This window comes from Allokutzneria sp. NRRL B-24872, from assembly GCF_002155965.1.
Taxonomy (GTDB): Bacteria; Actinomycetota; Actinomycetes; order Mycobacteriales; family Pseudonocardiaceae; genus Allokutzneria.
Window position 1 is genome coordinate 20,109 of the sequence record NZ_MUMH01000125.1, and the last position, 15,342, is coordinate 35,450.

At 69.2% G+C, this 15,342-nt stretch carries 17 protein-coding genes and 1 pseudogene; 8 read left to right on the forward strand and 10 right to left on the reverse strand.

Translation table 11 applies throughout. The features are described 5' to 3' along the window. Nucleotides 1–62 precede the first annotated feature (62 nt). The 4 genes from CCN37_RS28910 to CCN37_RS28925 are packed head-to-tail and all read left to right on the forward strand — an operon-like array spanning nt 63 to nt 3,641. Nucleotides 63–1,154, forward strand: coding sequence for a FecCD family ABC transporter permease (locus CCN37_RS28910; protein WP_371505120.1), 1,092 nt, complete (start codon nt 63–65; stop codon nt 1,152–1,154). Then, nucleotides 1,151–2,239: an iron chelate uptake ABC transporter family permease subunit gene (locus CCN37_RS28915; protein ID WP_086826842.1), complete on the forward strand. Its 1,089-nt coding sequence runs from the start codon at nt 1,151–1,153 to the stop codon at nt 2,237–2,239. Before CCN37_RS28910 ends, CCN37_RS28915 begins: the two co-directional genes overlap by 4 nt. Continuing rightward, complete coding sequence (locus tag CCN37_RS28920) at nt 2,236–3,078, forward strand: ABC transporter ATP-binding protein (protein ID WP_086826844.1); 843 nt, start codon at nt 2,236–2,238, stop codon at nt 3,076–3,078. The genes CCN37_RS28915 and CCN37_RS28920 overlap by 4 nt, the downstream gene beginning before the upstream one ends. A 26-nt stretch (nt 3,079–3,104) precedes the next feature. Further along, on the forward strand, nt 3,105–3,641 hold the full coding sequence (locus tag CCN37_RS28925; protein ID WP_086826847.1) for a DUF6368 family protein: 537 nt from the start codon (nt 3,105–3,107) through the stop codon (nt 3,639–3,641). A 91-nt stretch (nt 3,642–3,732) separates the two neighbouring features. On the opposite strand, the gene CCN37_RS28930 is transcribed toward CCN37_RS28925, so the two are convergent. After that, on the reverse strand, nt 3,733–4,599 hold the full coding sequence (locus CCN37_RS28930) for a (2Fe-2S)-binding protein (RefSeq protein WP_246843373.1): 867 nt from the start codon (nt 4,597–4,599) through the stop codon (nt 3,733–3,735). Between the two features lie 344 nt (nt 4,600–4,943). Here CCN37_RS28930 and CCN37_RS28935 point away from each other — a divergent pair, with 344 nt between their 5' ends. Beyond that, entirely contained in the window at nt 4,944–7,478 is a 2,535-nt protein-coding gene (locus CCN37_RS28935) for an ATP-dependent Clp protease ATP-binding subunit (protein ID WP_086826851.1), read from the forward strand. Between the two features lie 90 nt (nt 7,479–7,568). Continuing rightward, a complete protein-coding gene (locus CCN37_RS28940; protein ID WP_086826854.1) occupies nt 7,569–8,594 on the forward strand; it encodes an endonuclease/exonuclease/phosphatase family protein in 1,026 nt (341 codons plus the stop codon). 6 nt (nt 8,595–8,600) lie between these two features. Here CCN37_RS28940 and CCN37_RS28945 read toward each other — a convergent pair whose 3' ends face one another. From CCN37_RS28945 to CCN37_RS28960, 4 genes are all read right to left on the reverse strand, one after another. Then, the gene (locus CCN37_RS28945) at nt 8,601–8,978 is read right to left on the reverse strand and encodes a hypothetical protein (RefSeq protein WP_086826857.1); all 378 of its coding nucleotides are present in this window, start codon (nt 8,976–8,978) and stop codon (nt 8,601–8,603) included. Nucleotides 8,979–9,326: 348 nt separating this feature from the next. Further along, nucleotides 9,327–9,704: a hypothetical protein gene (locus CCN37_RS28950; protein WP_086826859.1), complete on the reverse strand. Its 378-nt coding sequence runs from the start codon at nt 9,702–9,704 to the stop codon at nt 9,327–9,329. Nucleotides 9,705–9,837: 133 nt separating this feature from the next. Continuing rightward, nucleotides 9,838–10,662 (reverse strand): Sir2 family NAD-dependent protein deacetylase, encoded by an 825-nt coding sequence (locus CCN37_RS28955; RefSeq protein WP_246843374.1) that lies wholly within the window; start codon nt 10,660–10,662, stop codon nt 9,838–9,840. Further along, nucleotides 10,655–10,966 (reverse strand): antibiotic biosynthesis monooxygenase, encoded by a 312-nt coding sequence (locus tag CCN37_RS28960; protein WP_086826861.1) that lies wholly within the window; start codon nt 10,964–10,966, stop codon nt 10,655–10,657. The genes CCN37_RS28955 and CCN37_RS28960 overlap by 8 nt, the downstream gene beginning before the upstream one ends. On the opposite strand from CCN37_RS28960, the gene CCN37_RS28965 reads away from it, so the two are divergent. Further along, nucleotides 10,965–11,837 carry an alpha/beta fold hydrolase gene (locus tag CCN37_RS28965; RefSeq protein WP_086826864.1) on the forward strand — a complete coding sequence of 291 codons (873 nt, stop codon included), beginning with the start codon at nt 10,965–10,967 and terminating at the stop codon, nt 11,835–11,837. The genes CCN37_RS28960 and CCN37_RS28965 overlap by 2 nt on opposite strands. On the opposite strand, the gene CCN37_RS28970 is transcribed toward CCN37_RS28965, so the two are convergent. The 5 genes from CCN37_RS28970 to CCN37_RS28985 all read right to left on the reverse strand — a co-directional run bounded on the left by CCN37_RS28970 (nt 11,834) and on the right by CCN37_RS28985 (nt 14,869). After that, entirely contained in the window at nt 11,834–12,340 is a 507-nt protein-coding gene (locus tag CCN37_RS28970) for a 2'-5' RNA ligase family protein (protein WP_086826881.1), read from the reverse strand. The two genes, CCN37_RS28965 and CCN37_RS28970, sit on opposite strands and share 4 nt — an antisense overlap. Then, on the reverse strand, nt 12,333–13,226 hold the full coding sequence (locus CCN37_RS28975) for an A/G-specific adenine glycosylase (protein WP_210408253.1): 894 nt from the start codon (nt 13,224–13,226) through the stop codon (nt 12,333–12,335). The genes CCN37_RS28970 and CCN37_RS28975 overlap by 8 nt, the downstream gene beginning before the upstream one ends. A gap of 93 nt (nt 13,227–13,319) precedes the next feature. Then, nucleotides 13,320–13,628, reverse strand: coding sequence for a DUF6355 family natural product biosynthesis protein (locus CCN37_RS39260; RefSeq protein ID WP_143261855.1), 309 nt, complete (start codon nt 13,626–13,628; stop codon nt 13,320–13,322). Between the two features lie 228 nt (nt 13,629–13,856). Continuing rightward, nucleotides 13,857–14,168 carry a DUF6355 family natural product biosynthesis protein gene (locus tag CCN37_RS28980; RefSeq protein WP_086826866.1) on the reverse strand — a complete coding sequence of 104 codons (312 nt, stop codon included), beginning with the start codon at nt 14,166–14,168 and terminating at the stop codon, nt 13,857–13,859. Between the two features lie 209 nt (nt 14,169–14,377). After that, nucleotides 14,378–14,869: a carbonic anhydrase gene (locus CCN37_RS28985; RefSeq protein ID WP_086826868.1), complete on the reverse strand. Its 492-nt coding sequence runs from the start codon at nt 14,867–14,869 to the stop codon at nt 14,378–14,380. Nucleotides 14,870–15,055: 186 nt separating this feature from the next. Between CCN37_RS28985 and CCN37_RS39265 the strand changes: the two are divergent. Next, a pseudogene (locus CCN37_RS39265) lies at nt 15,056–15,342 on the forward strand (hypothetical protein); the annotation flags it as partial.

The window sequence follows — 15,342 nt, forward strand, 5'->3', positions numbered from 1 at the left end:
TGACTATGGCAAGGTCGGCCTTACCTTGACGGGCGAACGGACCAGAGGGAAGGAGATGTTCGTTGGAACGCAGTGTGACCGTGGCGACGCCACCTGGGTCACAACGCTCCCCCCGGACGGGTGTCACCTCCGCAGGCAACGCTGACGCCACCGTTCGCCGCCGCAGGCGCAGGCTGGTCGGCCTGATCGTGCTCCTGCTGGTCCTGACCGCCGCCGTCCTCGCCAGCATCGCCATCGGCTCCAAGCCCATCGCGCTCCCCGAGGTCTGGCACGCGCTGACCTCGCCGACCGGCACCGAGGACGACATCGTCATCGGCTCGCTGCGCCTGCCGAGGACCATGCTCGGCCTGGCCGTGGGCATCGCGCTCGGCGTCGCGGGCGCGCTGATGCAGGGCCACACGCGCAACCCGCTCGCCGACCCCGGCCTGCTCGGGGTGAACCAGGGCGCGGCCTTCGCCATCGTCCTGTCGATCTTCATGCTGCGCACCGACGACATCTACACGCTGGTCTGGTTCGGCTTCGCCGGAGCGCTGGTCGCCACGGTCGCGGTCTTCGCGCTCGGCTCGGTCGGCAGGGGTGGGCCGACGCCGGTCACCCTCGCGCTGGCCGGAGCCGCGATCAGCGCCCTGCTCTACGCGCTGACCTCGGCGTTGGTGCTGCTGGACGCGCAGAGCCTGGAAGCGTTCCGGTTCTGGCGCTCGGGCTCGCTCGCTGGCCGAGACCCCGACATCGTGCTCCAGGTGCTGCCGTTCCTGATCGCCGGCCTGGTGCTCGCGCTGATCAACTCGCCGGGGCTGAACGCGCTGTCGCTCGGCGAGGACGTGGCCCGCTCGCTCGGCCAGAGCGTGCTGCTGACCAGGGTCATCGGCATCGCCGCCGTCACGCTGCTGACCGGAGCCGCGGTGTCCGCGTGCGGGCCGATCGGCTTCGTCGGCCTGGTCGTGCCGCACATGGCCAGGGCGATCACCGGCCCCGACTACCGCTGGCTGCTGCCCTACTCGGGGCTGCTCGGCGCGATCATGCTGCTGGTCGCGGACGTGGTGGGGCGCGTCGTCGCCCGGCCGGGTGAGCTCCAGGTCGGCATCATGCTCGCGCTGATCGGCGCCCCGTTCTTCTTGATCCTGGTCCGGCGGAGAAGGTTGGTGCGGCTGTGAGCGCGCAGTTGGGACGGGAGACCTCGATCCCCGGCCGCCCCGCGCTGCGCGTCGGGCCCGCCTCGTGGGTGCTCCGGTTGCGGCCGGTGCTCGTGCCGCTGATCGCGTTCGGGCTGCTCGTGCTGGCCATGGCGGTCAACCTCGGTCGCGGTGACTTCCCGATCAGCGTCGGCGACGTGCTCGCGGTGCTGCTCGGCGGCGGAGACGACACGCACGCCTACATCGTGCTCGAACTGCGGCTGCCGAGGGCGCTGACCGGGGCGCTCGTCGGCGCCGCGCTCGCGCTCGCCGGGGCGATCACCCAGTCCATCGCGCGCAACCCGCTGGCCAGTCCGGACATCCTCGGGGTGACCGCGGGCGCCGGGGTCGGCGCGGTCGCGGTGATCATGCTCGGCGGCAGTGCCGGTGGGATCAGCGGCGGTCTCGCCGAACTCGGCCTGCCCGCCGCAGCGCTCGGTGGTGGCCTGGTCGCGGCGCTGTTCGTGTTCGCGATCTCCTGGCAGCGCGGGATCGACGGCTACCGGTTGGTGCTGGTCGGGCTGGGCATCACCGCCGTGCTCGTGGCGATCAAGTTCTACCTGCTGACGCTGTCCGAGGTCGCGGACGCGGGCCGGGCGATGGTGTGGATCACCGGCAGCCTCAACGGCCGAGGGTGGGAGCACGTCACCCCCGTCGCACTCGCGCTGCTCGTGCTGGTGCCGCTCGCCCTGTTCACGGCTCGCCCGCTCGGCGGCCTCCAGTTCGGTGACGACACCGCGCGCGGCCTGGGCATCCGGGTCAACGGCTCGCGGGCCGCGCTGATCCTGATCGCGGTCGGCCTCGCCGCGACCGCGACCGCTTCGGCGGGGCCGGTGGAGTTCGTCGCGCTGGCCACCCCGCAGATCGCCATGCGGATGGCCGGAACACCTCAGCCGCCGCTGGTCGGCTCCATGGTGCTCGGCGCGGCCCTCACGGTGATCGCCGACGTCATCGCGCGCACCGCCTTCGGCGTCGTCGAGCTGCCCGTGGGCATCGTGACCGCCGTGATCGGCGCGCCCTACCTCATGTACCTGCTGGTTCGTCGTTATCGAGAGGTCCGGACATGACTGCTACCGCTCAGGTGCGGCTGCGCGCCGAGGGACTCAGCCTCGGCTACGGCGAGAACCGCGTGGTCGAAGGCCTGGACCTGGACGTCATCGACGGCACCATCACCGCCGTCATCGGCCCCAACGGCTGCGGCAAGTCGACCCTGCTGCGCGCGCTCGGCCGCCTGCTCTCCCCGCAGGAGGGCCACGTGCTGCTGGACGGCAAGCGCATCGACAAGACGCCGACCAGGGAGGTCGCCAAGATCGTCGGAGTGCTGCCGCAGACCCCGGTGGCCCCCGACGGCCTCACCGTCGGCGACCTCGTCGCGCGCGGTCGGCACCCGCACCAGGCCTGGTACCGGCAGTGGTCCTCCGACGACGAGGGCGCGGTCTCCGAGGCGCTGCGGATGACCGGGATGCTGGAGTTCTCCGAGCGGACGCTCGACCAGCTCTCCGGCGGTCAGCGGCAGCGCGCGTGGATCTCCATGGCGCTGGCCCAGGGCACCGACCTGCTCCTGCTCGACGAGCCCACCACCTACCTCGACCTCGCGCACCAGGTCGACGTGCTCGACCTCGTGCAGCAGCTGCACGACCAGGCCGGGCGCACCGTGATCATGGTGCTGCACGACCTGAACCTGGCCGCGCGCTACTCCGACCGCCTGATCGCCATGCGGGACGGCAAGATCGTCGCGCAGGGCGACCCCAAGGACGTGCTGACCGAACAGCTGCTCAGCGACGTCTTCGACCTCGACGCGCGCGTGGTCCCCGACCCCGTCGCCGGCACTCCGCTCGTCGTCCCCATCGGCAGCCGCCACCGCGTCCGGATCGACTCCACCGCCCTCGCCGACGACTCCATGTAGCCGTCTCGCCGAACTAGACTCCCGGCGTGTCTGGCCCGACGTTGGTGATCGAGTTGGCGGAGCCGTTGTCCCCAACTGCGCTGCGGGAGTTCCGCGCGTTGATGGTGGGGCTCTCCTCCCACTTCACCGAAGAGCGACCAGGGTTCTTCGACGTCAATGTGCCCGCAGATCGACTGGGCGTCGAGGACAGGCGGGGGGAGGACTGTCGCCGGCCTTTCCTGGTCTACTTGACGGGGCCGGGTGTCGACGAGGACCTCTTCGAGGCTGAGCACGCGGACGAGCCGGAGGCAGAGGCCGTTCTCGGCTTCAAGCCGACGCATGCCGTCAATGTCAGCGCGGGCTGCAGCAGCGAGATCGACCACGTGGCCACGGCCCTGTTGACCGCCGCTGTCATGGACGTCATCGGGGGTGTGGCCAACGCCGAGTTGCTGGACGGACAGGTGTCGGTGGTCGCTGGCCTTCCGGGGGTGTTGGGGATCGTGAACGACGACAGGTTCGCGCTGGGAACGGCGGAGTTCCTTCGGGCTTGGATCGGGCACCCCGCCTTCCGCCTGCTCAAGTAGTTCGTCAGCCCTGAATGACTCATTCAGGTACTTGAGGGTCCTCAATGAGTCATTCAGGGCTTAAGCGGAGTGCGGGGGTGGTGTGCGCGGGTCAGCGGCCGCGTTCGAGGACGCGGGCGGAGCGCTCGTCCTCGGTGATGCGGGGGCACGTGGTGCACGCGCGCTGCTCCGGCAGGGCGAAGTGGAAGCAGCAGCTCTCGCGGCGGCGGGTCCACAGCACGTGGCCGTCCTCGCCGGTGACCGTGCGCAGCGTGGACGCTGAGGTCAGCGGGGCCTCGGCGGCGGGCAGGAAGAGCGCGGAGTCGGCGACGCCGGCGCCCTCGTCGCCGCAGGCGCGCCCGGCGAGCCAGCCGGAGCTGTCCAGGGCGTCGGTGGCGGCGGCCCACAGCATCCGCTTGCCGAAGCGCGTTCCGGGGCCGAAGGCCGTGACGAACTTGGCGGCGTGCGCGGTGTAGCGGGCACGGAACATCGCGGCCAGCGCGCGCTCGTCGGCGACCGTGGTGGCCTCGGGGCGGTGCGACTCGGGGTCCTCCGGCAGGCAGCAGAAGTCGTCGCTGAGCAGGGCGACGGCGTTCGGGTGCGGCCGGTCGCCGGAGAGCCGGAAGGCGATGTCGGCGGGGCGCAGCGACGGGACCCGACGAGAAGCGTGGAACAGCAGACCGCCGAGGAAGCCGGGGACCTGGAGGTACCAGGACATGATGTAGCCGGAGGTCGTGCGCTCGGGGATCTCGGTGTCGTGGCGCTCGCTCAGCCAGTCGGCGAGCCGCTTGCGCCAGCGGTCGAACATCCCGGGATCGCCGAGCAGGTCAGCGCAGCTGATCCACTCTTCCGAAGAATCCGCGGGGAGCCCGTGGCGGACCTGCGTGGTCGCCAGGTGGCCGACCCGGTCCAGCGTCGTGGCCAGCACGCCGCGCTCGCCGACGGTCTCCAGCGGGCTCAGGCCCGCGGTCACGGTCACCGGCGCGCCCGGAGGGCGGTGCTGGTGGTGCGTGGCACGGCGGCTCCCGGGCATCCTCGGCGGGTATCGATTCGGCAACCTCAGTCAGGCTTGCCTAACCTTACATATAGGCGCTCGGCGTTGCTCCGCAAGGGTGGTCCGCTTAACACACCGGTGAACGGATCGTTGTTCGCGCTGAGCGGACAGCACCGTGTTGGCGGAATCCCAGTACGTCAGAGCACGTTGAGCGTGATGTCGGGAGGGGGCGACCTCTCACCCGGAGTCGTGCCACCAACCCGGTGCGACGGACCAGCCGACTACAGTGGTCATACGGTGCCGGTCCCAAAGTGCGGCAGGGAGTGCGAATGTTCGAAAGATTCACCGACCGCGCAAGGCGGGTGGTCGTCCTGGCCCAAGAAGAGGCCAGGATGCTGAACCACAACTACATCGGCACCGAGCACATCCTCTTGGGCTTGATCCACGAGGGTGAGGGTGTCGCCGCCAAGGCGTTGGAGTCGCTGGGTATCGCGCTCGAAGGGGTACGCCAGCAGGTCGAGGAGATCATCGGCCAGGGACAACAGGCCCCGAGTGGGCACATCCCCTTCACGCCTCGGGCGAAGAAGGTGCTCGAACTGTCGCTGCGCGAGGCGCTGCAGCTCGGCCACAACTACATCGGCACCGAGCACATCCTGCTCGGGCTGATCCGTGAGGGCGAGGGCGTCGCGGCGCAGGTGCTGGTCAAGCTTGGTGCTGACCTGAACCGGGTCCGCCAGCAGGTGCTTCAGCTGCTGTCGGGTTACCAGGGCAAGGAGCCCGCCGAGTCCGGCGGTGGCCGCGGTGAGGGCACTCCGTCCTCCTCGCTGGTCCTCGACCAGTTCGGCAGGAACCTGACCTCCTCCGCCCGCGAGGGCAAGCTCGACCCGGTCATCGGGCGCGAGAAGGAGATCGAGCGGGTCATGCAGGTGCTGTCCCGCCGCACCAAGAACAACCCCGTGCTGATCGGTGAGCCCGGCGTCGGCAAGACCGCCGTCGTGGAGGGCCTCGCTCAGCGCATCGTGAAGGGCGAGGTGCCCGAGACGCTGAAGGACAAGCAGCTCTACACGCTTGACCTCGGCTCCCTCGTCGCCGGCTCGCGCTACCGCGGTGACTTCGAGGAGCGCCTGAAGAAGGTGCTCAAGGAGATCAAGACCCGCGGCGACATCATCCTGTTCATCGACGAGATCCACACCCTTGTCGGCGCCGGCGCCGCCGAGGGCGCGATCGACGCGGCGAGCATCCTCAAGCCGATGCTGGCCCGCGGCGAGCTGCAGACGATCGGTGCGACCACCCTCGACGAGTACCGCAAGTACGTCGAGAAGGACCCCGCGCTGGAGCGACGCTTCCAGCCGATCCAGGTGGGCGAGCCCTCGCTGGAGCACACGATCGAGATCCTCAAGGGCCTGCGGGACCGGTACGAGGCGCACCACCGCGTCTCGATCACCGACTCGGCGCTGGTGGCCGCCGCCACCCTGGCCGACCGCTACATCAACGACCGCTACCTGCCGGACAAGGCGATCGACCTGATCGACGAGGCCGGCGCCCGGATGCGGATCAGGCGGATGACGGCCCCGCCGGACCTGCGCGAGTTCGACGAGAAGATCGCCGACGTGCGCAGGGAGAAGGAGTCCGCGATCGACGCGCAGGACTTCGAGCGGGCCGCCAAGCTCCGCGACTCCGAGAAGCAGCTGCTCGGCCAGAAGTCGGAGCGGGAGAAGCAGTGGAAGGCCGGTGACCTGGACGTCGTCGCGGAGGTCGACGACGAGCAGATCGCCGAGGTGCTGGCCAACTGGACCGGCATCCCCGTCTTCAAGCTCACCGAGGAGGAGACCTCGCGTCTGCTCCGCATGGAGGACGAGCTGCACAAGCGGATCATCGGCCAGCACGAGGCGGTCAAGTCCGTCTCGCAGGCGATCCGCCGCACCCGCGCCGGTCTGAAGGACCCGAAGCGGCCGTCGGGCTCGTTCATCTTCGCCGGCCCCTCGGGTGTCGGTAAGACCGAGCTGTCCAAGTCGCTGGCGAACTTCCTCTTCGGCGACGACGACGCGCTCATCCAGATCGACATGGGTGAGTTCCACGACCGCTACACCGCTTCGCGGCTCTTCGGTGCCCCTCCCGGCTACGTCGGGTACGAGGAGGGCGGCCAGCTCACCGAGAAGGTGCGCCGCAAGCCGTTCTCCGTCGTGCTCTTCGACGAGATCGAGAAGGCGCACCAGGAGGTGTACAACACGCTGCTCCAGGTGCTGGAGGACGGCCGCCTGACCGACGGTCAGGGCCGCACGGTGGACTTCAAGAACACCGTGATCATCTTCACCTCGAACCTGGGCACGCAGGACATCTCCAAGGCCGTCGGCCTCGGCTTCGCCAACAGCAACGCTCAGGGCTCCAACTACGAGCGGATGAAGCAGAAGGTCAACGACGAGCTGAAGAAGCATTTCCGCCCGGAGTTCCTGAACCGGATCGACGACATCATCGTCTTCCACCAGCTGACCCAGGACGAGATCATCCAGATGGTCGACCTCATGGTCGCCAGGGTCGAGACCCAGCTGCGGAACAAGGACATGTCGCTGGAGCTGACCCCGCTGGCCAAGCAGTTGCTGGCCAAGCGCGGGTTCGACCCCGTGCTCGGTGCCCGGCCGCTGCGCCGGACCATCCAGCGCGAGATCGAGGACCAGCTGTCGGAGAAGATCCTGTTCGGCGAGCTGTCCGCCGGCCAGGTCATCCTCGGCGACGTCGAGGGCTGGGACGGCGAGGGCTCCGACGACCAGGCCCGGTTCGTCTTCCGCGGTGAGACCCGCGGTGGCGTGACCGTGCCGGACGCGCCGCCGGTCGAGGTGGCCGCCACCGAGGGCGACGCGGAGTAGTACCGGGTACTGGGTAACAACATCGACAACCGGTGGGGCGGGTGCGGCTATCGCACCCGCCCCACCGGCGTTTTCGGGCACTCTGGAGGGGTGCACCCGCAGACCACGTACCCGGCTTACTCGGTCGAGCGACCGGTGGAGCAGGCGCGCGGCGCTCGCGGCGGCGCCGCCGTCGGGTTCCTGCTGTGGCTGCTGGCGGCGCCGTACTTCGTGCTCTGCCTCGCCCGTCTGCTCGGCCTGGACAGCAGCCACTGGATTCTTGTCGCGGCGGTGTCGCTGACGCCCTACGCGCTGCCGGTCGGCGCCGTGCTGACCGCGGTCCTGCTCCTCACGCGGCGGTGGATCGTCGGGCTGGTCTCGCTGTTGCTGACCATCCTGCTGGTCACTGTGGTCGCTCCGCGCACCGCTGCTGCCGCGCGCCCCAACGGCTCGGGGGCGGCGCTGCGGGTGCTCAGCGTGAACATCTCGATGGACCACGGGGACGCCGCCGCGGTCGTGCGACTGGTGCGGGAGCGCGCGGTGGACCTGCTCAGCATCCAGGAGCTGACACCGGGCGCGGAGCGTGCGCTCGACGCGGCCGGGCTCGCGGACGTGTTGCCGCACAGGGTGTTCAAGCCGCAGCCGGGTGCGGTCGGCGGTGGCCTGGCGTCACGGTTCCCGGTGCGCGAGCGCGTGGTCACCAAGCCCACCACGGCCGAGCACCCCGCCGCGCTCATCGACCTGCCGACCAGGCAGGACGTGGAGTTCGTGTCGGTGCACCCCTGGTACCCGGTCGGCCCGAAGGGCGCGGAGCCGTGGCTGCGGGACCTCGCGGGACTGCCGGGCCCAGACGGCACGCGGACGCCGAGAATCCTGGCCGGGGACTTCAACGCCTCGCTGGACCACTCGGCCTTCCGGGGCGTGCTCAACCAGGGCTACCTCGACGCGGCGGAACAGGTCGGGGCGGGGCTCACCCCGACCTGGCCCACCGACAAGCGGTTCGTGCCCGCCTTCGTCGCGCTCGACCACGTCCTGGTCGACGCGCAGAACTTCGTGGTCGAGTCCTTCGGCACGGCGGTGGTGCCCGGAACGGATCACCACGCCGTCCTCGCCGAGGTCAAGCTCGTGCGGGGCTGAGCCCGATCAGGAGCAGCCGAAGCTCTTGGACTTCAGCGAGTCGGCAACGGCCGAGCCCTCCGGCAGCACCGCACCCTGGAAGCAGGTGTTCTTGACGGTGCTGAACGGCAGCTTGACGGTGCGGCTCTGGCCCGAGCGCACCGGCATGTAGGTGTTGTCGAACTTGTAGTTGCTGCCCTGGCGGTAACCGAGCTTCACCCAGACCTCGCTGCCACCGGTCTTGGAGTAGGTGATCTCGATGTTGCTGCCCTTCTTCTGCGCGCAGACCTTGCCGTTGCTGTGCGTCTGGCAGTTCTCGGAGGCAGCGAGGGCGGTGCCCGGGGCCAGGAGGGCCGCACCGGCGATGACGGCCGCCAGGCCCAGAACCGTTGCCTGCTTGCGCATGGAGTCTCCTACGTCGCTGAGCGCCCTTTGTGGGTCACTAACTGGTAACGACGGTATTTGGAAAACATGGCGCTTGCCCAATAGAGGGTTTGGGACTTCAGTCGCCCTGGTCGAGCGCGTCATTTCGTGCGGGGCCGGAATGCGAAGGCGGCGGTGGTGCAATCTTCGTGAAGTGGGCAACGGTGCCTGGCGGACGCCGGTAAGTGCCTCTGAGCAGGACGTTCGGGTCATGCTTCGCCGTGCGACGAATTCACGTTCATCAGGTAATTAACGGACTTCGAGTGGTGGGGGCCACGGTGGAGTCCGCGCTCGGGTCGCCACCGTGGCCGCTTGCTCACCCGGTGTGCATCAGGTGCGGATGTGGTCCGTCTTCAGGCCGTGATCGATGTTCGTCCCCGCGGAGGCGACGATTCCCTGGAGAAAGGTGCCCGACTTCTTCTTGAGGTTCATGGTCTTGGTGACCGTCTGGCCGACCGCGACGGTGGCGGTCGGACCGGTGACGTAGACGCTGCCGTAGCGGTAGCCGAAGGTCGTGCTCGCCGTGCTGCCGCCCGTCTTCTGGTACCGCACGTCGACGGTGGTGGCGTTCACCCTGGCGCACACGGTGCCGTTGGTGTGCTTGATGCAGCCGGTGAAGCCCGCTGCGGCGGATGCGGTTGCCGGGGCCACCAGAGCGATGGCCGCGATGGCCGTCGTCAGTCCCAGGACCGTCGCCTGCTTGCGCATGAGTTCTCCCTGCTCGGTGTTGCTTTGCGAGCCGGACGCTAAGCACCAGGTCGTTGTGGCACAACGAAAAGCCGTGATGAACGAATCGAGGCTGGGAGAGTTGAGATCGTGCTGTGCGCGCCTCCCCGCCGTGCTACAGGAGCGCGTCGAGTTCGCTGAGCGCGGCCAGCGCGGGCATGGGCAGCGAGACGCCGCGACCGTGCCGCACCTCGGGCTCGCGGGGATTGATCCGGATCAGCGACTGCGACGCAGCACTCGCCAGTTCCGCGTACCGGCGCACGGTGGGGACGGCCTGGCCCGCGCCGATCTCCACGACGACGAGCCGCTGCCCGCGCAGTCCCCTTCGCCAGGCGTTGAGCGCGTCGAGCTGGGCCTGCCCGCGGTCGGGGACCCACGTGGTGTCGCCGAACATGAGGATGTTGGGGCGCTCCAGGTCACCGCAGTCCGGGCACTCCGGCAGCGGCCGCACCGCGCGCATGGTCTCCGCGTCGACGGGTACCGAGACGCCGTCGGCGGAGCTGATGCGCCGCGAGCACGGGAAGACGCACTGGAGGTGGTGGATCGAGCCGTGGCACTCCGCGATCTGGTCCTCGGCGAAGCCCGCGCGCTGGAACTGACCGTCCACATTGGACGTGAAGACGCGGACGCCGCCGGGCAGCGCCGAACCCCAGCGGCGCAGCAGCTCGAAGCCCGCGTGCGGAACGGTGTCGCGGTAGAGCGCCGTGCGGTGCCCGTAGAAGCCCCACGCCAGCTCGGGATCGGCGGCGAAGTGCACCGGGTCGGCCAGCTCCTCGAAGCTCATGCCGAGCCGGGCGTAGGGCGGGTACGCGCGCCAGAAGCCCTCGCCGCCCCGGAAGTCGGGCAGGCCGCTGTCCACACCCATCCCCGCCCCCGCGCAGACCAGCAGCGCTTCGGCGTCGGCGAGCAGGGCAGCGGCGCGCTCCAGTGCTTCAGTCACTGGCGGGCTTGGAGCCCAGGACGACCTCGAACTCCAGCAGGCTGGACCCGGACGCGACGGGCTTGGCGCGCTCGCCCGCGTGCGCCTCCTTGGCGGAGCCGCCCATCCAGTTGCGGAAGTCCTCGTCGGTCTCCCAGTGCGTCACCACGAAGTAGCGGGTCTCGCCGGACACCGGGCGCAGCAGCTCGAAGCCCAGGAAGCCGGGGGAGCTGTCCACCGCGCCGAGCCGGGCGGCGAAGCGCTTCTCCAGTTCGGGACCCGCGCCCTCGGGAACCTCGATCGCGTTGATCTTCACAACGGCCATGGGGCCCAGCGTAGCCACATCGCGTGGTAGACCTCGACGTGTGGAACGTCGCGATGTGGTCGACTTCGGCGGTTCCGGGCAGCCGATCCTGGTGCTGCACGGCCTGATGGGCCGGGCGCGCACGTGGTGGCCGGTGGCGCAGTGGCTCAAGCGCTACGGCCGCGTGCACGGCCTCGACCAGCGCGGTCACGGACTGAGCCCGCACCGGGGGTTCCAGACGATCTGCACCGAAGACCCGCTTGCGGGGTCGAGCATCTGCACCGAAGACCCGCTTGCGGGGTCGAGCATCTGCACCGAGGACTTCGTCGACGACGCGGCCGAGCTGCTGGCTGAGCTGGGGCCCGCGGTGGTGATCGGGCATTCGATGGGTGGGCTGCACGCGTGGGAGCTGGCCGCGCGCCGCCCCGACCTCGTCCGCGCGGTCGTGGTGGAGGACATGGCCCCTGACCAGCGCGGAAAGACCGTCGATGCGTGGCGCGACCACTTCGACTCGTGGCCGGTGCCCTTCGAATCGCTCGACCACGTGCGCTCGTTCTTCGGCGGCCCGGTCGGCGACTACTTCACCGAGTGCGTGACCGAGCGCGAGGACGGCTACCACTTCATGGCCGACCTGGAAGACCTCTACGTGATCGCCGCGGAATGGGGGCGGCGGGCGTACTGGGACTCCGTCGAGAACGTGCGTTGCCCGCTGCTGGCGATCGAGGCCGAGCACACCGCCATGCCGCCCGGACAGATCCGCGAGCTGGCCGATCGTGCTCCGGACGCGCGTTATGTGCGCGTGGAGGGCGCGGGGCACGTGGTCCACCGCGACCGCCCGGACACGTATCGCGGGGCGGTCGAAGCCTTCCTCTGCGAAGTGCTCGACCGCTAGAGCAGCACGTCCACCGCGCCGGTGCGCGTGTCCACGATCCCGATCTCGGCGACGTCGGCGCGAACGGGCTCGACCGGGTGCAGCGCGGTGAAGCCGGTGACGATCTCCGCGTCCGAACACCCTTGCGCCAGAACGCAATGCGGCAACCACGAGCCCGGAAGGTAGTACGCGGAGGGGTTCTTCACCTTGCCCGCCAACACATCGTGCACGGCGGAGTGCACCGCGAGCAGTTCGCCGTCCACCACCGCGCCGAGCATCAGCACGTTCTCCGTCGAGGTGAACGTGCCGAGCGTGCGCAGCCACAACGACGGCATGGCAAGCATTTCCAGCTCGGCGCGCAGTTCGTCGCGCGTCTTCTGCGGGATCGCGCTGGCTGCCGCGAGCGTGAGCTGAGGTCGCTTGTCCGTGGGAGCCGCAACGCCCGCCTTCGCGAGCTTGCGCCACAGGCCCCGCACGGCGACCTCGGCCTCGCCGTCGAAGAACACCCGCAGCACGTCAGCCATGGTCGCCGCCATCGCCCGGCAGCGCGAACAGCCCCTTGGCGGTCTGCTCGACCAAGCCGTCCACCAGCAGCGAGTCCAGGCAGCGATCCCGTTGCCCCGCTTCGGCCCACGCGGCGTCGAGCTGCGCGCGGGTGACCGGGCCGGGCGCGTCGCGGAGCACGTCCAGCAGGCGCCCGCGCACCTGGCGATCGGTGCCCGCGAACTTCTGCACCACCTTCGCCGGGCCCGCGTACGCCGGACGGCCCGCTTCCTGCCAGGCGCAGGTGTCGTAGACCGGGCAGTCCGCGCAGCGCGGAGTGCGGGCCACGCACACGATCGCGCCGAGCTCCATCAGCGCGGCCGAGTAGCGTGCGGCGAAGCTGGCTTCCTTGGGCAGCAACGCATCCACGTCCGCGAGGTCGCGCTTGGTCGACGGCGGACCGGCGTCACCCGCACCGTGCACCGCGCGCGCCACGACGCGGCGGACGTTGGTGTCCACCACCGGGCAGCGCTGGCCGTAAGCGAAGGCCGCGACGGCGCGCGCGGTGTACTCGCCGATGCCGGGCAACGACAAGAGAGTGTCCACATTGGACGGAACGATGTCCCCGTGCTCCGCCGCGATCGCGGTCGCCGCCGCGTGCAGCCGCAGCGCCCGGCGCGGGTAGCCGAGCTTGCCCCACGCGCGGACCACGTCGCCCTGGCTCGCCGCGGCCAGCGCGGAGGGCTTGGGCCAGCGCTCCATCCACTCCAGCCAGATCGGCTGCACCCGGTTCACCGGGGTCTGCTGCAACATGATCTCGCTGACCAGCACGCCCCAGGCGTCGCAGTCTGGGCGCCGCCACGGCAGGTCGCGCGCCACCCGGTCGAACCAGTCGACCAGCACCTCTGGTTCCAGTCTCACGCTCATCGCGCCGAGATCCTGCCAGCCATGGTCGCGCACCTGGCGGACAGGGAGGTCCTCACGCTGGAACGCCAGGCGCGGTGGTGACCGGGGAAGCGGTCAGCACGGGTAGATGTAGTAGGCGTACGTGGCCTTCTGCCGCCCATCCAGGAAAGTCCTGCCCGGAGCGACGCATCCGTCGCTCGTCGTCCCGTTCTGGTAAATGGTTCTGATCGCCACGTCCGTTGCGCCGCAATGGGTGTAGAAAGACCGGCCGAACCTGTCCTCCCAGTATCCGCAGATTTCGTTGGCGCTCTGGGACGCGGCATTCGTCGTTGATGAGGGTGCTGCTCCTGCGGCCGCTGCGGTGGGAACTCCCGTGAGGGCGGCGAACGCGATGGCCAATGCAAAACGACGGTTCCTGCTCATGACTCGCTCCCGGTGCGATGATGTGTTCGAGGGTGATGCGATGCGCTCGGGAGGGAAATCTATAGATTTCTTTGATATGACAGCAAGGTATTCATCTATCTTTGAATCGCTGCTCCATTCGCTGGAGTGTGAATCGCGTTCGCCGCATCGGGAACGGAAAAGCGCGGCCACGTGACCGCGCTCCGTCGTTTCTACTGCCTGTCGGGCGAGACATGACCGAGAAGCCGGTCAGCACAGTCTGCCAGCGTAGTAGGCGAACGTAACCTTCTTCCCGCCGTCCAGGAAAGTCTCACCCGGCGGGACGCATCTCTCTCCCTTGTCCCCGTCGTAGTAATCAATCTTGATCACCACTTTGGTGCCGCCACAATGGGTGTAGAAAGACCGGCCGAAGCCGTCCGACCAGTAGCCGCAGTTTTCGCCAGCGATCTGGGAGGCGGCACTCGCGGTTGACGAGGGCGCCGCTCCCGCGGCCGTCGCGGTGGGCGCTGCCGCAAGGACGGCGAACGCGATGGCCAGTCCAAAACGACGGTTTCTGCTCATGAATCACTCCCGGTGCGATATCTTTTTGAGGGTGATGTAATCCACTCGCGAGGGGAGCTTATAGATTTCTTCGGTGCGGCGGCAGAGTGTTCATCCCACCTTGAATCTGCGCCATCTTTCGGTGTAATGCGAATCGAATTCGTCGCACTGAGAGCGAAAGAGCGCGGCCAGATGGCCGCGCTCCGCTGTGTTCTCGGAAGTGGGGGCTGCTAGACGACCTCGTCCAGCAGGCCGGTCGCGACGTCGTAGACGAAGCCGCGGACGTTGTCGGGGCTGGGCAGGAAAGCACTGCGCCGTACGCGCTCCACGGACACCTTCACGCTGTCCTTGACCTCGCGGAAGGCCTCGACCGCCCACGTCGGCCGCAGCCCGGTGTCCTCCTCGACCATGGTCTTGAAGTCGTCGTCGGTGATCTGCGACAGGCCGCAGTTGGTGTGCTGCATGACTATCACCTCGCGCGTGCCGAGCAGGCGCTGGCTGATGGTCAGCGAGCGGATCACGTCCTCGGTCACGATGCCGCCCGCGTTGCGCAGGATGTGCGCCTCGCCGTGCTTGAGCCCGAAGACGTCGAACACCTTGATGCGGGCGTCCATGCACGTGACGATCGTCAGCGCGAGGCTGGGCACCGGCGTCTGGATCTCCGGGTGCCCGAGGTCCTTGCCCTGGGCGTGCCTGGCCAGCAGTTCGTTGATCGCGGTCACGGCGCCGCCTCCTGGTCGGTCGGGTGCACGGCAGCCGCGGCGCTGCGGCTGTGGTCACGACCATGAGAACCCGAGGTGAACTGCACTGACAACCGTTCCTGGTCGAATATCACGCGGCTGCGACACACCCGTACGGGTTACAGTGACGTCCACCACTCTCCGCAATCACGGGGTTACGGTCAGGCCGTGTTGCAGCCGGTGGGTCCCCTCCCCGAGTCGGTGTACTGGCGCCGACGCGCGGTGGCTATTGCGGTCGGCGTGGGCGTGCTCCTCGCCGGCGTCTGGGGTGTGACCGCGATGGCGGGCGGTGGCGAAGATCCCGCCGTGCGCCCCGCGGCCAACCAGAGCGCGGAAGCGGCGAAACCCCCGCCCCCCGCCACGTCCTCGCCCGAGCAGTCGCCGAACCCCTCGGTGTCCGGCTCCGCGACGCCGACCTCGGGACCGCCGCCGCCGAGCACGGAACCAGCGCCCCC